Origin of the sequence: Acidovorax sp. CCYZU-2555 (assembly GCF_018413525.1) — a bacterium.
Taxonomy (GTDB): domain Bacteria; phylum Pseudomonadota; class Gammaproteobacteria; order Burkholderiales; family Burkholderiaceae_C; genus Comamonas.
In genome coordinates this window covers 1-16,989 of sequence record NZ_JAHCDD010000102.1, presented here as the reverse complement: position 1 = coordinate 16,989, position 16,989 = coordinate 1, and the positions used below count along the sequence as shown (strand labels likewise).

The window sequence follows — 16,989 nt, the reverse complement described above, 5'->3', positions numbered from 1 at the left end:
AAGCTCAACTGCATTACGAGTTCTTCGCGGGCGAGGCGGTCGATCTGTCGGACGCAGGAAGTTTCGCTGTGAAGATCGCGAGCACCGGCCAGGTGATTCCCGTCACCCAGGAGCAGACGGTGACGCAGGCGCTGGCGCTGTGCGGCATCGAAATCCAGATGTCGTGCGAGCAAGGAGTCTGCGGCACCTGCCTGACCAAGGTGCTGGAGGGCATTCCCGAGCACAAGGACATGTACCTCACGGAAGAAGAGCAGGCCGCGAACGACCAGTTCACGCCTTGCTGCTCGCGCTCGCGCTCGCCGCTGCTGGTGCTGGACCTGTAGATGGCCGCGCCAACCGCGACGCGCCAGGAAGAGGGCGCCGCCCTGGCGCTCGACGAGCAGCCCGGGCACTTGATACGGCGCGCCCATCAGATCGCGGTGTCGGTGTTCCACAGCACCATGGGCGGCGACATCACGCCGGTGCAGTACGCGATTCTCAAATGCCTGCAGGCCAGGCCCGGCATAGACCAGGTGACCTTGGCGCAGGAAGTGGCGCTGGACACCTCGTCGGCCGCGCTCACTGCCGTGCGCCTGGAGACCAAGGGCTGGATTGCGCGCCAGCTCGCGCCCAAACGCCAGCGCTGTCTGTTCCTGACCGCGCAGGGCAGCGACATGCTGCAGCGAATCGACTTGCGCATGCACGCCATGCAAAAGACTTTGCTCGACGAGTTCAGCCCGCACGATCAACGCGAATTTCTGCGCCTGCTGCGGCATTTCACCGCGAGCAAGAACGCCATGAGCCGCGCGCCCTACCGACCCCAAGCACGCGAACAGGAAAGGGCGTGACGCCTATGCGGCTGGTTTGTCGGACAGCGCCACGCGGTCCAGCAGCTTGATCAGCAAGGCGCGCTCGTCCGGGCTCAGGTCTTGCGCAATGCGCACTTCGTAGCGGCGTGTCTTCTCGTGCAGGCTCAGCAATTCCTGGCGGCCTTTCTCGGTCAGCAGCAGGGAGTAGCTGCGCCGGTCGCCCGGGATGGAGCGGCGCTCCACCAGCTCCAGCGCTTCGAGGTTGTCTATCACCTTGACGATGCTGGCGCGCGTGATGCGCAGTTGCTCGGCGAGCGCGGACTGGTTGGTGCCGGGCTGGGTGCCGATGATCGACAGCGCGGTCATGCGCGCCGGCGAAATGGTGTCTTCGCCATAGGCGGCGAACAGCATTTCGTAGGTGCGGACCTTGGCCCGCTGTATCGCATAGCCCAGCGAATCATGAAGTATGTCGGGCACGTCGCCCGAGGCCGGATTCTTCTGGGTTGCAGCCAGGCTTTTGTCGGCGCCTGGTTTTGCGGCTACGGGATGCGCAGTTTTCAAGGGTTACCTCTAGTTTTTGATCTCAGGCTTTAGATTAGCATGAACTAACTGTTTACCAAGTAAACAGATTTGTAGGCTAACAAAATGGAGATGACATGAGGTTCACGACCGCGTTGAAACTGTCCCTGGGTGGCCTGGTGCTGGTCAGCCAGGCCACCTGGGCCGAAATTCGCATCGGCATCAGCACATCGTTGACGGGCCCCGGCGCCTCGCTGGGCATTCCCGTGCGCAATGCCTTTGCCATGTGGCCGCAGGAGATGGGCGGCCAGAAGCTGGTGCTGCAGGTGCTCGATGACGCGGGCGATCCGACCATCGCCACCAAGAACGCGCGCCGCTTCCTGGAAGAAAAAGTCGATGTGATCATTGGCGCGGCCAACACGCCCGCGACCATCGCCATCGCCCAGGTGGCCAACGAAGCCGGCGTGCTGCATCTCGCGCCCAACCCGGTCGAGCTGCCGCCGGGCCGCGACACCTGGACTTTCCGCTCGACCATGGATTCGGGCTTCTTCACCGAAGGCGTGCTGGCGCACATGAAGCGCTCGGGCGTCAAGACCGTGGGCTTTCTGGGCCTGTCGGACGCGTACGGTGAGGTCTATCTGAAGTCCTTGAACCAGCAGGCCGAGAAGGCCGGCGTCAAGGTCGTGGCCGTGGAGCGCTTCACGCGCGCCGACACCAGCGTCGCCGGCCAGACGCTCAAGGTGCTGGCCGCACGCCCTGACGCAGTGCTGGTGGTGGCCGTGGGCGGTGGCGCCGCCTTGCCGCAAAAGGCCCTGGCCGAGCGCCGCTACAAGGGCAAGATCTATCACACGCCGGCCTCGGTCTCGGGCGACTTCCTGCGCCTGTCGGGCAAGGATGCCGAAGGCGCGCTGGTGATGTCCGGCCCCGAACAGGTGCCCGAGCAGCTGCCGGCTTCGCACCCGGGCCGCAAGATCGCCCAGGCCTTCGTCGATGAGTACGAGACCAAGTACGGCGCGGGATCGCGCACCCAGTTCGCGGCCCATGTCTACGACATCGGCCTGGTGCTGGAGAAAGTCATTCCCGTGGCGCTGAAGAAGGCCCAGCCCGGATCGCCGGAGTTCCGCACGGCCCTCAAGGATGCGCTGGAGAACACCGACGGCATTCCCGTGACCAAGGGCGTGCTGCGCTACACGGCGACGAATCACTGGGGCCATGGTCCGGACGCGCGCGCGCTGCTGCTCGTCGACAAGGGCCAGTGGAAGCTGCTGCCCTGAGCGCCTGACGACAACCAAGGAGTCAGGTCTATGAATTCGTTTGAGCTGGGAGCCCTGCTGGTCCAGGATGGCGTCACGACCGGCGCCATCTATGCCCTGCTGGGCGTGGCGTTGGTGCTGGTGTTTTCCGTGACGCGCATCATTTTCTTTGGACAGGGTGAATTCGTCACTTTCGGCGCGCTGACGCTGGCCTGGCTGCAAGCGGGCCAGATGCCCGGCACGGTCTGGCTGCTGCTGGCCATGGCGGTGATCGCGGGCACGCTGGAAGCCGCGGCCGCGCTGCGCGAAGGCCAGCCGCGCCGGCTGGCGCGCATCGCGCTGTACTACCTGGCGGCGCCGGGCGCGCTGGCCGCGTTGCTGGTCTGGGCCGCGCCGCGCGGCCTGCCGTTGATGCTGCAGTGCCTGTTGAGCGTGGCCATCGTCACGCCGCTGGGGCCGCTGCTGTACCGCCTGATCTACCGGCCCATGGCCAACGCCAGCGTGCTGGTGCTGCTGATCACGTCGGTGGGCGTGCACTTCGTGCTTGCCGGCATAGGGCTGTGGCTGTTCGGCGTCGAAGGCTATCGCACGCCGGCGCTGTGGGATGGCGATCTGATGATCGGCAGCTGGGCCATCAACGGCCAGGGCGTGATCGTGCTCGGCGCGGCCATTGCGCTGATCGTGCTGCTGGCGCTGGTGTTCGGCTACACGCTTTCGGGCAAGGCCTTGCGCGCCGCGGCGTCCAACGCCACCGGCGCCAAGCTGCTGGGCATCTCGGTCGCGTTCTCGGGGCAGATGTCGTTTGCCATCGCGGCCTTCATAGGCGCGCTGTGCGGCATCCTGATCGCGCCCATCGTGACCATCTACTACGACTCGGGCCTGCTGATCGGGCTCAAGGGTTTCGTCGCCGCGATCTTCGGCGGCATGGCCAGCTACGGCTTCACGCTGCTGGGCGCGGTCACCATAGGCATCGTCGAGGCGTTCTCGTCCTTTCTTGCCAGCGCCTACAAGGAAACCATCGTGTTCCTGCTGGTGATTCCCGTGCTGTGGTGGCTGTCCAGGCGCGGCGGCGCGAGCGAGGAGCATTGAATGACACAGAAATCCGTTTCCTCCTCGACCGCCGTGGGCGCGAGCCCGCGCGCGGGCGCCGGCAGCCGCCGCCTGCTGGCGGGCGCGCTGGTGCTGCTGGCCGCGGCCTTGCCGCTGGCGCCCGTGCCCGACCTGTTCATCACCCAGGCCAACTACGTGGGGCTTTACGCCCTGGTGGTGCTGGGCCTGGTGCTGCTGACCGGTATTGCCGGCCTGACCTCGTTCGGCCAGGCGGCCTTCGTGGGCATAGGTGCCTATGCGACCGCCTACTGCACGCTGACGTTCGGCTGGTCGCCCTGGTTCACGCTGTTCGTCGGCCTGGGCGCGACCGGCCTCAGTGCCTGGCTCATAGGCACGATCACCATGCGCATGTCGGGCCACTACCTGCCGCTGGCCACCATCGCCTGGAGCATCGCGCTGTACTACCTGTTCGGCAGCGTAGAGGCGCTGGGCAAGTACGACGGGTTGTCCGATCTGCCCAGCATAGGCCTGTTCGGCTGGGACCTGGGCGGCAGCCGCGCCATGTACGCGCTGATCTGGCTCAGCGTCGGGCTGTCGGCCTGGGGCGCGCTCAACCTGCTCGACTCGCGGCCCGGCCGCGCCATCCGCGCGCTGCACGGCGGCGTGCAGATGGCCGAGGCCATGGGCGTCGACAGCGCGCGCCTCAAAGTCACGGTGTTCGTCATCGCGGCCCTGCTGGCTTCGGTCTCGGGCTGGCTGTTCGCTCACTTGCAGCGCGCCGTCAATCCCACGCCTTTCGGGCTGGAAGCGAGCCTCAAGTACGTGATCATGCTGGTCGCGGGCGGCATGTCGCATGTGGGTGGCGCGGTGCTGGGCTCCTCGGTGATGACGCTGCTGCAGGACCAGCTGCAGGTGCTGCTGCCGCGCGTGTTCGGCAGCGCGGGCAACTTCGAGGTGATCGTCTTCGGCCTGGTGCTGGTGCTGCTGCTGCGCTTCGCGCCCGGCGGCATGTGGCCCGCCGTGGGCCGCTGGCTGCCCACGCGCCGCATCGCCGTGGTGCCGGGCGCCACCGCACTGCCGCGGCGCACGCCCGTGCCCGCGGGTGAGGTGCTGCTGCAGGTGCGCGGCGTGCAAAAGCGCTTCGGCGGCCTGCTGGCGGTCGACGGCGTGGACCTGAGCGTCAAGGCCGGCGAGATTGTCGGGCTGATCGGGCCGAACGGCGCGGGCAAGTCGACGACCTTCAATCTGATCACCGGCGTGCTGCCGCCCAGCGGCGGCGAAGTGCAGTTGCGCGGCCAGCGCATCGACGGCCAGGCCGCGCGCGCCATCTCGCGCCTGGGGCTGGCGCGCACTTTCCAGCATGTGAAGCTGATCGCCGACATGAGCGTGCTGGAGAACGTGGCGCTGGGCGCCTACCAGCGCGCCCAGGTGGGCGTGGTCGCTGCCGTGCTGCGGCGCGACCGGCGCATCGAAGCCGCAATGCTGCAGGAGGCGGCGCGCGCCTTGCACCGCGTCGGGCTGGCCGAGCTGATGTACCGCCCCGCGGGCAGCCTGGCCCTGGGCCAGCAACGGCTGGTGGAAATCGCGCGCGCACTGTGCTGCGACCCCGCCGTGCTGCTGCTGGACGAGCCCGCGGCCGGACTGCGCGCTTTCGAGAAACAGGCCCTGGCCGTGCTGCTGTCGGAGCTGCGCGACGAGGGCATGGGCATCCTGCTTGTGGAGCATGACATGGAGTTCGTAATGAAGCTCACCGACCACATCGTGGTGATGGTGTTCGGTCGCAAGATCGCCGAAGGCTCGCCGCAGGTCATACAGACCCATCCGGCCGTGCTCGAAGCCTACCTGGGAGCCGCGCCATGACTGCAGCGTTGTTCGAGATCAAGAACTTCGGCGTCTGCTACGGCCAGGTCAGCGCGCTGCAGGACGCCGACCTGGTGATGGCGCCGGGCAGCGTGGTCACGGTGATCGGCCCCAACGGCGCGGGCAAGTCGACGCTGCTCAACGGCCTGATGGGCTTGCTGCCCAGCACCGGCGAGGTGGTCTTCGACGGCCGGTCGCTGGCGGGCATGGGCACGGAAGAGCGCGTGATGGCCGGCATTTCGCTGGTGCCCGAACGCCGCGAGCTGTTTGCCGACATGCCCGTGATCGACAACCTGCTGCTGGGCAGCTTTCGCCGCCACCGCCTGGGCGACAAGGCGCCCACCGACCAGCTCGACTGGGTCTACGCCCTGTTCCCACGCCTGAAGGAGCGCTCCAGCCAGCTGGCCGGAACGCTGTCGGGCGGCGAACGCCAGATGCTGGCCGTGGGGCGCGCGCTGATGGGCAAGCCGCGCCTGCTGATGCTCGACGAGCCCAGCCTGGGCCTGGCGCCGCGCATCGTGCAGGAAATGCTCGATGTCATCGGCGGTCTGCGCGCCCACGGCGTGTCCACCTTGCTGGTGGAGCAGAACGCGCGCGCCGCGCTGGCGCTGGCCGACTACGGCTATGTGCTGGAGAACGGCCGCATCGCGCTGCAGGGGCCGGCCGGCGAACTCGCCAACAACCCGCGCATCGCGCAGAGCTACATGGGCATGACGGCCGGCGACACAGTCGCCGCGGCCGCCGTGACGAACTGAATACCAACACCGGAAGAACCGAACATGAACAACGACATCCTGCAACAACCGCGTCTGGTCACGCTGGAGATCGACGGCGCCGTCGCCATCATCACCTTGAACCGCCCCGAGAAGCGCAATGCGCTGAGCCTGCGCGTGATTGAGCACCTGCGCGAGTGCTTTGCCTCGCTGCCCACCACCGTGCGCGTGGCCATCCTGGCCGGCGCGGGCACCCACTTCAGCGCCGGGCTGGACCTGTCCGAACTGTCCGAGTCGACGGCGGCCGAAGGCATACAGCATTCGCTGGCCTGGTACGAAGCCTTTTCCAAGATCCAGTTCGGCCGCATTCCCGTCATCGGCGTGCTGCAGGGCGCGGTGGTCGGCGGCGGGCTGGAGCTTGCCTCCTGTCTGCATGTGCGCGTCGCGGAGGAGAGCGCTTACTTCGGTCTGCCCGAAGGCCAGCGCGGCATTTTCCTGGGCGGCGGCGGCTCGGTGCGCGTGAGCAAGCTGATCGGCTTCTCGCGCGTCACCGAGATGATGCTCACCGGCCATGTGGTGAATGCGCAGGAAGGCCATGCCATCGGCCTGGCGCACTACGTCACGCCCGCGGGCGAAGGCCTGCGCAAGGCGCGGGAACTCGCCGAGCGCATTGCCGGCAACGCGCCGCTGTCGAACTTCGCGATTCTCAATGCGCTGCCGCTGATCGCCGAGCAGCCGATGTCGCACGGCCTGCTGACCGAGGCGCTGATGGCCACCGTGACCCAGAGCGCGCCCGAAGCCAAGGAGCGCGTCGCCGCCTTCCTGGACAAGCGCGCGGCCAAGGTCGTGAGCCCCAACTGAGTCCCTTCCATCTTCTTCAAGTCTTTGCCATGACCCAACTTCCTCCTTCCGTCGCCGGCGTTGCGCGCCTGCCCCTCGATCCCATTTTCCGGCCGCGTTCGGTGGCCATCATCGGCATGTCCGCCAAGCCCGGCTCGGCCGGCCAGGTCGTGCTGGGCAACATGCTGCAGGGCGGCTTCACCGGCACCGTGCACCTGGTCGGGCGCAGCGGCGGCGAGATCATGGGCCGGCCGGTGCTCACCGAAGTGGCGCAGCTGCCCGAAGGCGTGGACCTCGCCATTCTGATGCTGCCGTCCGATGCCGTTCTCGCCAACATCGAGGCCTGCGTGGCGCGCAAGGTGCGCGGCGCGGTCTGCTTTGCGTCCGGCTTTGCCGAGATGGGCGACGCAGGCCGTGAACAGCAGCGGCGCATAGGCGAAGTCGCGCGCGCCGGCGGCCTGGCGCTGCTGGGCCCGAACACCGTGGGCTATTTCAACTATGTGGACGCGTTCACGGTCTTCATGGTCGAGCAGAACATTCCGCCGCCGCTGGACCGCGCCGCGGGCAAGGCCGTGGCCGTGGTGGCGCAAAGCGGCGGCATAGGCGCCCACCTGGCGGCCTCGCTGCGCATGCGCGGCGTGCCGCTGTCGTACATGATGACCACCGGCAACGAGGCCCAGCAAGGCCTGGCCGAAATGATCGATTTCTTCGCCGACGACGCGTACACCGGCGTCATCGTGGTCTATGCTGAGCAGATCCGCAGCGCGCCCGACTTCCTGGCCGCCGCGGGCCGGGCGCGTGCGGCCGGCAAGCCCGTGGTGCTGCTGCACCCGGGCCGCAGCGAGCGCTCGCAGGCGGCCGCGCAGTCGCATACCGGCGCTCTGGCCGGCAACCATGCGGCCATGCATTTGATGGTCGAGCATGCGGGCGTGGTCAACGTCGACACGCTGGAAGAGGCCATCGATCTGGGCCAGCTGCTGCTGCGCTACCCGCAGGCGCCCACGGGCGGCCTGGGCCTGGTCACGGCCTCGGGCGCGCTGTGCGGCATCACCCAGGACTATGTCGAGCCGCTGGGCCTCGATCTGCCCGCACTGTCGGCCGAACAGACCGAGCGCCTGCGCGAACACCTGCCCGACTTCACACCGCCGCGCAATCCGCTGGACCTGGGCACGCTGGTCGCCTGGAAGCCCGAACTGATCTCGCTGGGCACGGCCTCGCTGCTGGCCGACGCCGATCTGGGCAGCGTGCTGGTGTCGCTGCCCATGCCCGGCCCCGAGACCGCCGTGGTCTGGCTGCGCCACTACCTGCAAGGCATCAGCGCCAGCGCCAAGCCCGCGATCCTGGTGATGCAAAGCGAGGACGAGCCCCTGCCGCCGGCCTTCATCGAGGAAGCACACCGCAGCGGCGCCATCGTCATGCGTTCGCCCGAACGCGCCTTGCGCGCGCTCTCGCGCATCACGCGGTTCGGCCGCGCGCGCGCGGCCCAGGCCTTGCCCGATACGGCGCCTGCCGTGCGCCTCGACGGCCCGCTGGGCCTGGGCCGCGGCACGCAGGCCGAATGGGTGGGCAAGAAGCTGCTGGGCCGGCTGGGCCTGCGCGTTCCCGCGGGGGCGCTGGCGACCACGCCCGATGAAGCCGTGCGCATTGCGGCCGACATCGGCTATCCCGTGGTGCTCAAGGCCCAGGCCGCGACGCTGGCGCACAAGAGCGAGGTGGGCGGCGTGCTGCTGAACATCGCCGACGAGGCCGCGCTGCGCGCCGCCTGGCAGCGCCTGCACGACAACGTGCGCCGCGCCGAGCCTTCGCTGGTGCTCGATGGCGCGTTGGTCGAGAAGATGGGCGAGCGCGGCCTGGAGCTGGTCGTGGGCGCGAGCCGCGACCCCAACTGGGGACCGATTCTCATGGTCGGCCTGGGCGGCATCTGGGTCGAGGCGCTGGGCGATGTGCAGCTGCTCGCGCCCGATCTGCCGCGCGCGGCCATCGTCGAGCGCCTGCGCAGCCTCAAGGCCGCCAAGCTGCTCGACGGCTTTCGCGGCGCGCCCGCGGTCGATCTGGACGCGGTCGCCGACGTGGTCGCGCTGGTGGGCCAGCTGATGCTGCAACACCCCGAGATCACCGAAGTCGACATCAACCCGCTGGTCGCCTACGGCAAGGGCCAGGGCGTGGTGGCGCTGGATGCGCTGATCGTCACGCAGTGAATTAAAGGACAGACAACATGGAACTCCAAGGAACTCCCGTACTGGTGACCGGTGGCGCGCAAGGCCTGGGCGAGGCCACGGCCTTGCATCTGGCGGCGCTGGGCGCGCGCGTCACGGTGCTCGACATTCAACTGGAACGCGCTCAGGCCGTGGCCGAACGCATAGGCGGCCTGGCGCTGCACTGCGATGTCACGGACCCGGCCAGCGCCGAAGCCGCGATCGCCGCGGCGCGCGCACGCCACGGCGTGGCACGTCTGCTGGTGAACTGCGCGGGCGGCGGCGCGGCGCGCCGCGTCGTGGGCAAGGACGGCCCCATGCCCATGGCCGATTTCATCAAGGTGGTGAACCTGAACCTGTTCGGCGCGTTCAACATGACGCGCCTGGCCGCGGCCGACATGATGGGCGCCGAGCCTATAGATCCCGTGAACGGCGAGCGCGGCCTGGTGCTTTTCACGGCCTCGGTCGCGGCTTTCGAAGGTCAGGTGGGCCAGGCGGCCTATACCGCGTCCAAGGGCGCGCTCGCGGCGCTGACCATCCAGCTGGCGCGCGAATTCGCGCCGCAGGGCGTGCGCGCCATGGCGGTCGCTCCGGGCATCTTCCACACGCCGCTGCTCGAGACCCTGCCGCTCGCGGCCCAGCAGGCGCTGGCCGACAGCATTCCGTTTCCGCGCCGCCTGGGCCTGCCCCAGGAGTTCGCGCAACTGGTGGGCGACATCGCGCGCAACAGCTACCTCAACGGCGAAGTGATTCGCATCGACGGCGCGGTGCGCCTGGCGCCGCGCTGAGTCCGATGCTGCATTACACGCCCCCCCTGCGCGACCTGCGCTTCGTGCTGCACGAAGTGCTGGGCGCGGCCCAGCGGCTGCAGGCCCTGCCAGGCCACGCCGAGATGGACGCCGCCACGCTGGATACGCTGGCCGAGGAAGCCGGCCGCTTCGCGGCCGATCGCATCCTGCCCGTCAACGCCGCGGCCGACGCCGTGGGCTGCCGCTGGGCCGACGGCGAAGTGACCATGCCACCGGGCTTTGCCGCGGCCTACCAGGCCTACCGCGAACTGGGCTGGCCGGCGATCTGCGCCGACACCGGCGTGGGCGGCCAGGCCCTGCCCACCGTGGTGTTCAGCACGGTCAATGAACTGGTGGCTTCGGCCAGCCATGCGTTCGTGATGATCGCCGCCATCAACCATTGCGCCGCGGCCTGCCTGCGGCATTCGGCCAGCGCCGCGCTGCAGGCGCAGTGGCTGCCTGGCCTGGCCAGCGGGCGCGTGCTGTCGTCGATGTGCATGACCGAGCCCCAGGCCGGCTCCGACATCGGCCTGCTCAGCACGCGCGCCGTGCCGGACGACCAGGGCAGCTATCGGCTGAGCGGCAGCAAGATCTTCGCCAGCGGCGCCGAACACGACCTCAGCGACAACATCGTGCATCTGGTGCTGGCGCGCGTACCGGGCGCGCCGGCCGGCTCGCGCGGCATCAGCCTCTTTCTCGTGCCCAAGCGCCTGCCTGACGGCCGGCGCAACGGCGTGCATTGCGACGGCATAGAGCACAAGATGGGCCTGCATGGCAGCCCGACCTGTGCGCTGCGTTTCGACGACGCGCGCGGCTGGCTGATCGGTGAGGTGAACGCCGGCCTGCCCGCGATGTTTCCGATGATGAACGAGGCGCGCCTGCTTTCGGGCCTGCAGGCCGTGGGCCTGAGCGAGCTGGCGTTGCAGAACGCGCTGGCCTATGCGAAGGAGCGCCGGCAGGGCCGTTCGCCCGCGGGCCGGCAGCCCTGCACGCTGGTGGAACACCCCGACGTGCAGCGCATGCTGCTGACGCAAAAGGCCTGGACCGAAGGCGGGCGCGCGCTGGTGCACTGGGCGGCGCTGCTGATCGACGACGCCGCCCGCCACCCCGAAGCCGACCAGGCGCGCGCCGCCGGCGAACTGCTGGGCCTGCTCACGCCCATCATCAAGGGCTTTCTGAGCGAGAACGCGCAGCAGTCGATCAGCCTGGCGCTGCAGACCTTCGGCGGCCATGGCTATGTGCGCGAGACGGGCATCGAGCAGCTCGCGCGCGATGCGCGCGTGATCACGCTCTACGAAGGCACGACCGGCATCCAGGGCCAGGACCTGCTGCTGCGCAAGGTGCTGGGCGACGGCGGAAGCCGGCTGCAACGGCTGCTGACACTGGTGCGCGACTGGCTCGCGGGCCCGGGCCAGGGCGCCGCGATGGCCGAGTTCGCCGCGCCGCTGGCGCGTCTGCTCGATGAACTGCAATCGCTGACCCAGACCCTGGGCGCGCGCGAACGCGCGGCCCCGGGGGCGGCGCTGGGCGCCGGCACGGTCTATCTGCGCATCGCCGGCCATCTGGTGCTGGCCTGGCTGTGGGCGCGCATGGCGCAGGCCAGTCACGCCGGCGCGGCGCAGGGCGATGCCTGGTACGCGCTCAAGCTCGAAACCGCGCGCTTTTATTTCACCCAGATGCTGCCCGAAACCCAGGCGCTGCGCGCCGCGGCACTGGCACCGGCGAGCGACACCGCCGCGCTGCTGGCGGCATCCCACTGACAGGAGTACCCCCTACCATGCAACTCAAAGGACAAGCCTACATCGTGGGCGCCTATGAACACCCCACGCGGCACGCGCTGGATCGCTCCCTGGGCCAGCTGCACGTGGACGTCGCGGCCGGTGCGCTGGCCGACGCCGGCCTCACGTGGGCCGATGTCGACGGCTACTTCTGCGCCGGCGACGTGCCCGGCTGGGAGGCCCAGGGCGCGGGCCCGCTGTCCATGGTCGAGTACCTGGGCCTGAACCTGCGCCATCTGGACACCACCGAAAGCTGGGGCTCGGCCTATCTCAACCATGTGACGCATGCGGTGCAGGCGATTGCCGCGGGCAAATGCCGCGTGGCGCTGATCACCCAGGCCGGCCGGCCGCGCGCGGACAAGTTCTCGCCCGAGGCCAGCCACCGCCTGCAGACGCAGTCGGCGGCCGAGTCGCCGTTCGAGGCGCCCTACGGCCCGGTGGTGACCAATGTCTACGGCATGTGCGCGCAACGCCACATGTACGAGCATGGCACCACGGCCGAACAGCTGGCCTGGATCAAGGTCGCGGCCTCGCACCACGCCCAGCACAACCCGCATGCCATGCTGCGCCAGTTGGTGACGGTGCAGGACGTGCTCGATTCGCCCATCGTCGCCACGCCGCTGCACCGGCTCGACTGCTGCGTCATCAGCGACGGCGGCGGCGCGCTGGTCGTGGCCCACCCCGAAGTGGCGCGCAGCCTCAAGCGCCCGCTGGTCACGCCCATAGGCGCGGGCTTCGCGGTCAAGCACCTCAACGGCGGCCATTTCGACATCCTCGCCTCGGGCGGCGTGCAGACCGGACGCGAAGCCTTTGCCCAGGCGGGCGTGCGCCCGGTCGACATCCAGTACGCCTCGCTCTACGACAGCTTCACCATCACGGTGCTGATGCAGCTCGAGAACCTGGGCTTTTGCGCGCCCGGCGAAGGCGGGCGCTTTGTCGCCGACGGCGGCCTGATCAGCGGCGTCGGTCGTCTGCCCGTCAATACCGACGGCGGCGGACTGTGCAGCAACCACCCGGGCAACCGCGGCGGCATGACCAAGGTGATAGAAGCCGTGCGCCAGCTGCGCGGCGAAGCCCATCCCCAAGTGCAGGTGCCCGATTGCCGCCTGGCGCTGGCCCACGGCACCGGCGGCCAACTCGGCGCGCGCCACGGCAGCGCCACCCTGATCCTGGAACGCGAGGCCTGAACATGCAAGACCGCATCCCCCTTTCCCCCCAAATCTGGCCCGAGACCGCGCCTTACTGGGACGCCGCCAACGAAGGCCGGCTGCTGCTGCGCCGCTGCCTGGACACCGGCCGCGCCTACCACTACCCGCGCCCGCACAGCCCGTTCACGGGCAGCGCCAACACCGAATGGATGGAGGCCAGCGGCCAGGGCACGGTGTATTCGTTCAGCGTGCTGCCGCGCGCCCAGCCGCCGTACTGCATCGCCTATGTCGAACTGGCCGAAGGTCCGATCATGCTGAGCAATCTGCTGACGGACGACTTCGCCAGCCTGCGCATAGGCCAGGCAGTGCAGGTGCGCTTCGTGGCCAGCGCCGACGGCCAGTTGGTGCCGATGTTCGCGCCCTGCTGAGCCGCCGCGCCATGCTTGCCAGCGTCACTTCCTCGCTGCCCGCCGACGGCGCAGACTGCGCTCCCGGCTGGTTGCCGCAGTTTCGCGGCCTGCGCGCCATGGTGGCCGTGGCCGACCAGGGCACGGTGGTGCGCGCCGCCGAAGTGCTGCACCTGTCGCAACCCGCGGTGACGCGGGCGCTGCGCGGGCTGGAGGACGGGCTGGGCTTTGCGCTGTTCGAGCGCGGCGCGCGCGGCATGCTGCCCACGCCCGCGGGGCGCATTCTTACCGACCGCGCGCGCCGCGCCTTTTCCGAACTGGAACAGGCCAGCGCCGAGGTCACCGTGCTGGCCGGGGCCGGGCGCAAGGCCCAGGGCCAGCGCTTCGCCGCCATGGTGGCGCCGCATCTGCTGTCGAGCCTGGTGGCGGTGGCAGAACGCGGCAGTGCGCCCCAGGCGGGCCACCAGCTCGGCCGCACCCAGCCCACGGTGCACCGCAATCTGGCCGAGCTCGAACACCTGGCGGGCGCGGTGCTGTTCAAGCGCACGGCTTTCGGCACGCGCCTGACCGAGTCCGGCGAGACCTTGCTGTGCGGCGTCAAGCGCGCGCTGGCCTACCTGGCCGTGGCGCACGAGGAACTTTCGGCCTTCGGCGGGCGCCCGACCGCCCAGGTGCGCATAGGCGCCTTGCCGCTGTCCATAGGCGTGCTGGTTCCCCAGGCCGTGGACCGCCTGCTGTGCACCCATCCGCACCTGCAGGTGACCATCGTCGACGGCACCTACGACGCGCTGGTGCAGCAACTGCGCCGCGCCGAGATCGACCTGATCGTGGGTGCGCTGCGCCCGCTGGGCGCGCCGCACGACCTGGTGCAGGAGCCGCTGTTCCAGGACCGGCTGATGCTGGTCGCGCGTGCCGGCCATCCCTGTCTGGCCCAGCCGCCGCGCTGCCTGGCCGAGCTGGTGGACCATGCCTGGATCGTGCCGCTGCCGCAGACGCCGGCGCGCCTGGTGTTCGATCGCCTGTTCCAGAGCGCCGACCTGCCGCTGCCGACTGCGCGCCTGCAAGTCAACAGCCCGGCGCTGGTGCGCACCTTGCTGCTGGGCAGCGATCGCCTGGCGCTGCTGTCGCCGCTGCAGATCGAGGCCGAACTGCGCAGCGGCCAGCTGGCCGTCGTGCCGCTGCCGGGCCTGCATGCCAGCCGCACCATAGGCGCGTCGACGCGCCTGGGCGGTTGCCTCTCGCCCGCGGTGCTGGCCTTGCTGGACGAGCTGCGCACTGTGGCCGGGCAATTGGTGCCGACCTTGCACCGCTGCGCGGCAGACCCTGTCCTTCAAGTCTGATCAGAGTTTGAAGTCTGCAACCACGTCTGCCAGCTGTATGGCCTGCTGTTGCAGCGACTGCGCCGCGGCCGTGGCTTCCTCCACCAAGGCGGCGTTCTGCTGCGTGGTCTGGTCCATCTGGGTCACGGCAGTGCCGATTTGCGAAATGCCCGTGCTTTGTTCCTGGCTGGCGTTGCTGATCTCGGCCACGATGGTGGTCACATTGCGCACGCTGTCCACCACTTTGGCCATGGTGCTGCCCGCATCCTGTACCTGGAGGTTTCCGGCATTGATCTGCTGCACCGAAGCGTCTATCAGTTCCTTGATTTCCTTGGCGGCCGCGGCGCTGCGCTGAGCGAGCGTGCGCACTTCGCTGGCCACCACCGCAAAGCCGCGGCCTTGTTCGCCCGCGCGCGCGGCTTCCACGGCGGCATTGAGCGCCAGAATATTGGTCTGGAAGGCGATGCCGTCGATCACGCTGATGATGTCGGCGATCTTGCGCGAGGACGCCTGTATGCCGTCCATGGTATCGACCACCTGGCTCACGACCGCGCCGCCTTGCGCGGCGATTTCGGACGTGTCCGTGGCCAGCTGCTTGGCCTGGCGTGCGTTCTCGGCGTTCTGCTGCACCGTCGCCGTGAGCTGCTCCATGGCCGCTGCGGTTTCCTCCAGCGAGCTGGCCTGTTGTTCGGTGCGTGCCGAAAGGTCACGGTTGCCGCCCGCGATCTCGGTCGCCGCCAGACGCACCGATTGGGATGATTCGCGAATGCGCACCAGCACGGCCGCAATCTTGTCGACGAACTGGTTGAAGGCCTGGGCGATCTGCGTGAGTTCGTCGTTGCCATGCGTGGACAGGCGGCGCGTCAGGTCGCCATCGCCGCTGGCGATCTCCTGCAGCGCATCGCGTACCACGGCCAGGCGGCGCAGCTGAAGGCTCACGGCGATGCCCAAAAGACCCACGGCAATCAGCACGCACAGCGTGACGATCACCAGGGAGATGTTCAGCAAGGAACGCACCGCCGCCGTGGCCTGCTCCTGGTCGACGGCAATCGCCAGCGTCCAGGGCGTGCCCTCGACCTTGTTGGCGTAGAGCATCTGCTGCGCGCCGTTGATGGCGACATCTGCCCGCGTGCTGTCCTTGGCAATGCGCTGGATCAGCGGGAAATTCAGCGTGTCGGCAATGGCGGTCACGGGCTTGAGGGCCAGATCGGGCTGGGTGTGGGCCAGGATCTTGCCTTCGCCGTCGAGCAGGAAGGCAAAGCTTTTGGTGAATGGCCGGATGCTGGTGACGCGGCTGGTGACGGATTCCAGCAGCATGTCGCTGCCGACCACCGCAATCGCTTGGCCCGCAGACAGCACCGGCTCAACGAAGCTGATGGTGAGTTTTCCCGTGGTCATGTCCACGTAGGCCGGCGTGAGTGCCGGGCCGCGCGTCTGCACCGCCTGCTGGTACCAGGGGCGTGCCGTGCCATCGTAGCTGGCGTCTTTCGGTGCGATGAATACGCTGCGTTTGTCGGCATAGACAAAGTACGCATCGTCGAACCCGCCCGCTTGTTTTGCCGCGCGCAGAAAAGGAATGGGATCGTCTTTTTCGACCGCGAACTTGATCGAGGAGGTTGCACTTTGCTTGTCGTGCACCCATTGCGTCAATTCATTGGCATAGAGATCGGTCAGTTGCCCGACGCGGACATCAATGCTCTCCAACGTATCGTTGCGAACGATGAAAAAAGTGGCCGCCGACAGGAATGCCAGTGCGACCACGGTGATGAAGGCGCTGATGCCGATAAGGCGCGCACGCAGAGTCTGGAACATCGATGAACTTTGAAAGTGGTGGGAAGTTTCAGTGCCGTGCTGTCAGAGTTTTTTTGGGTCACGGAAGCTGATCTGGATATCGGTTGCCAGGTCGAAATACTTGAGTCACCCGCAGACACGCAAGGACTTGGGCGCCGGCCAGCGGGGGCGTTTTTGGGGGGGCGCTCGGGTGTGGTGAGAGTCCGTTGAAAAAATTTTCGAATTTTTTGCAAACCGACCTGAGGTTCGCATTCGCTCATGCGTCTTCATGGGGGTGGAGAGGAGCAGTGCCGCCGGCATGCCCACCCATCGCCGACCCAGGAGTTACATGTTCATGCGCACTGCGCCCTTGTCCCGTTTCCGTCTTGCCCCGCTGTCTCTGGCGGCTGCCGTCCTGTTCGGCGCCGCCGCGAGCCAGACGCTGTCCGCCCATGCCCAGACCTCGGCGGCTGCGGCCCGCAGTTTCACGATTGCGGCCCAGCCGCTGGCCAGCGCGCTCAATGAGCTCGCCCGCCAGGCCGATCTTCTGTTGGGGTTTCC

Annotated in this window: 16 protein-coding genes; 14 read left to right on the top strand and 2 right to left on the bottom strand. The window is 68.4% G+C overall.

What is annotated here, in order from left to right; translation table 11 throughout:
- Together KHY18_RS24570 and KHY18_RS24565 are read left to right on the top strand one after the other, a co-directional pair.
- Nucleotides 1–323 (top strand): 2Fe-2S iron-sulfur cluster-binding protein (locus KHY18_RS24570; protein WP_213306301.1); only part of this gene is annotated, 323 nt, incomplete at its 5' end.
- On the top strand, nt 324–827 hold the full coding sequence (locus tag KHY18_RS24565) for a MarR family winged helix-turn-helix transcriptional regulator (RefSeq protein ID WP_213306298.1): 504 nt from the start codon (nt 324–326) through the stop codon (nt 825–827).
- A gap of 3 nt (nt 828–830) precedes the next feature.
- Here KHY18_RS24565 and KHY18_RS24560 read toward each other — a convergent pair whose 3' ends face one another.
- Nucleotides 831–1,349 carry a MarR family winged helix-turn-helix transcriptional regulator gene (locus KHY18_RS24560; protein WP_213306295.1) on the bottom strand — a complete coding sequence of 173 codons (519 nt, stop codon included), beginning with the start codon at nt 1,347–1,349 and terminating at the stop codon, nt 831–833.
- A gap of 95 nt (nt 1,350–1,444) precedes the next feature.
- On the opposite strand from KHY18_RS24560, the gene KHY18_RS24555 reads away from it, so the two are divergent.
- From KHY18_RS24555 to KHY18_RS24505, 11 genes are read left to right on the top strand one after another with little or no spacing between them, the layout of a single operon-like run.
- Nucleotides 1,445–2,581: an ABC transporter substrate-binding protein gene (locus KHY18_RS24555; RefSeq protein ID WP_213306290.1), complete on the top strand. Its 1,137-nt coding sequence runs from the start codon at nt 1,445–1,447 to the stop codon at nt 2,579–2,581.
- Nucleotides 2,582–2,611: 30 nt separating this feature from the next.
- A complete protein-coding gene (locus KHY18_RS24550) occupies nt 2,612–3,649 on the top strand; it encodes a branched-chain amino acid ABC transporter permease (protein WP_213306287.1) in 1,038 nt (345 codons plus the stop codon).
- Nucleotides 3,650–5,470 carry a branched-chain amino acid ABC transporter ATP-binding protein/permease gene (locus tag KHY18_RS24545; protein WP_213306284.1) on the top strand — a complete coding sequence of 607 codons (1,821 nt, stop codon included), beginning with the start codon at nt 3,650–3,652 and terminating at the stop codon, nt 5,468–5,470.
- Nucleotides 5,467–6,225: an ABC transporter ATP-binding protein gene (locus KHY18_RS24540; protein ID WP_213306281.1), complete on the top strand. Its 759-nt coding sequence runs from the start codon at nt 5,467–5,469 to the stop codon at nt 6,223–6,225. Before KHY18_RS24545 ends, KHY18_RS24540 begins: the two co-directional genes overlap by 4 nt.
- A 24-nt stretch (nt 6,226–6,249) precedes the next feature.
- Entirely contained in the window at nt 6,250–7,044 is a 795-nt protein-coding gene (locus KHY18_RS24535; protein WP_213306279.1) for a crotonase/enoyl-CoA hydratase family protein, read from the top strand.
- Nucleotides 7,045–7,073: 29 nt separating this feature from the next.
- Nucleotides 7,074–9,221 carry an acetate--CoA ligase family protein gene (locus KHY18_RS24530; RefSeq protein ID WP_213306277.1) on the top strand — a complete coding sequence of 716 codons (2,148 nt, stop codon included), beginning with the start codon at nt 7,074–7,076 and terminating at the stop codon, nt 9,219–9,221.
- Nucleotides 9,222–9,238: 17 nt separating this feature from the next.
- On the top strand, nt 9,239–10,006 hold the full coding sequence (locus KHY18_RS24525) for an SDR family NAD(P)-dependent oxidoreductase (protein ID WP_213306275.1): 768 nt from the start codon (nt 9,239–9,241) through the stop codon (nt 10,004–10,006).
- A gap of 5 nt (nt 10,007–10,011) precedes the next feature.
- Nucleotides 10,012–11,766 (top strand): acyl-CoA dehydrogenase, encoded by a 1,755-nt coding sequence (locus KHY18_RS24520; RefSeq protein ID WP_213306273.1) that lies wholly within the window; start codon nt 10,012–10,014, stop codon nt 11,764–11,766.
- 17 nt (nt 11,767–11,783) lie between these two features.
- A complete protein-coding gene (locus tag KHY18_RS24515) occupies nt 11,784–12,971 on the top strand; it encodes a thiolase family protein (RefSeq protein WP_213306271.1) in 1,188 nt (395 codons plus the stop codon).
- 2 nt (nt 12,972–12,973) lie between these two features.
- Nucleotides 12,974–13,360, top strand: a complete 387-nt coding sequence (locus KHY18_RS24510; protein WP_213306269.1) for a Zn-ribbon domain-containing OB-fold protein — start codon at nt 12,974–12,976, stop codon at nt 13,358–13,360.
- 11 nt (nt 13,361–13,371) lie between these two features.
- Nucleotides 13,372–14,679, top strand: coding sequence for a LysR family transcriptional regulator (locus KHY18_RS24505; protein ID WP_213306266.1), 1,308 nt, complete (start codon nt 13,372–13,374; stop codon nt 14,677–14,679).
- Here KHY18_RS24505 and KHY18_RS24500 read toward each other — a convergent pair whose 3' ends face one another.
- Nucleotides 14,680–16,470, bottom strand: coding sequence for a methyl-accepting chemotaxis protein (locus tag KHY18_RS24500; protein ID WP_213306264.1), 1,791 nt, complete (start codon nt 16,468–16,470; stop codon nt 14,680–14,682). It abuts the gene before it with no gap.
- A gap of 307 nt (nt 16,471–16,777) precedes the next feature.
- Here KHY18_RS24500 and KHY18_RS24495 point away from each other — a divergent pair.
- Nucleotides 16,778–16,989 (top strand): hypothetical protein (locus tag KHY18_RS24495; protein WP_213306262.1); only part of this gene is annotated, 212 nt, incomplete at its 3' end.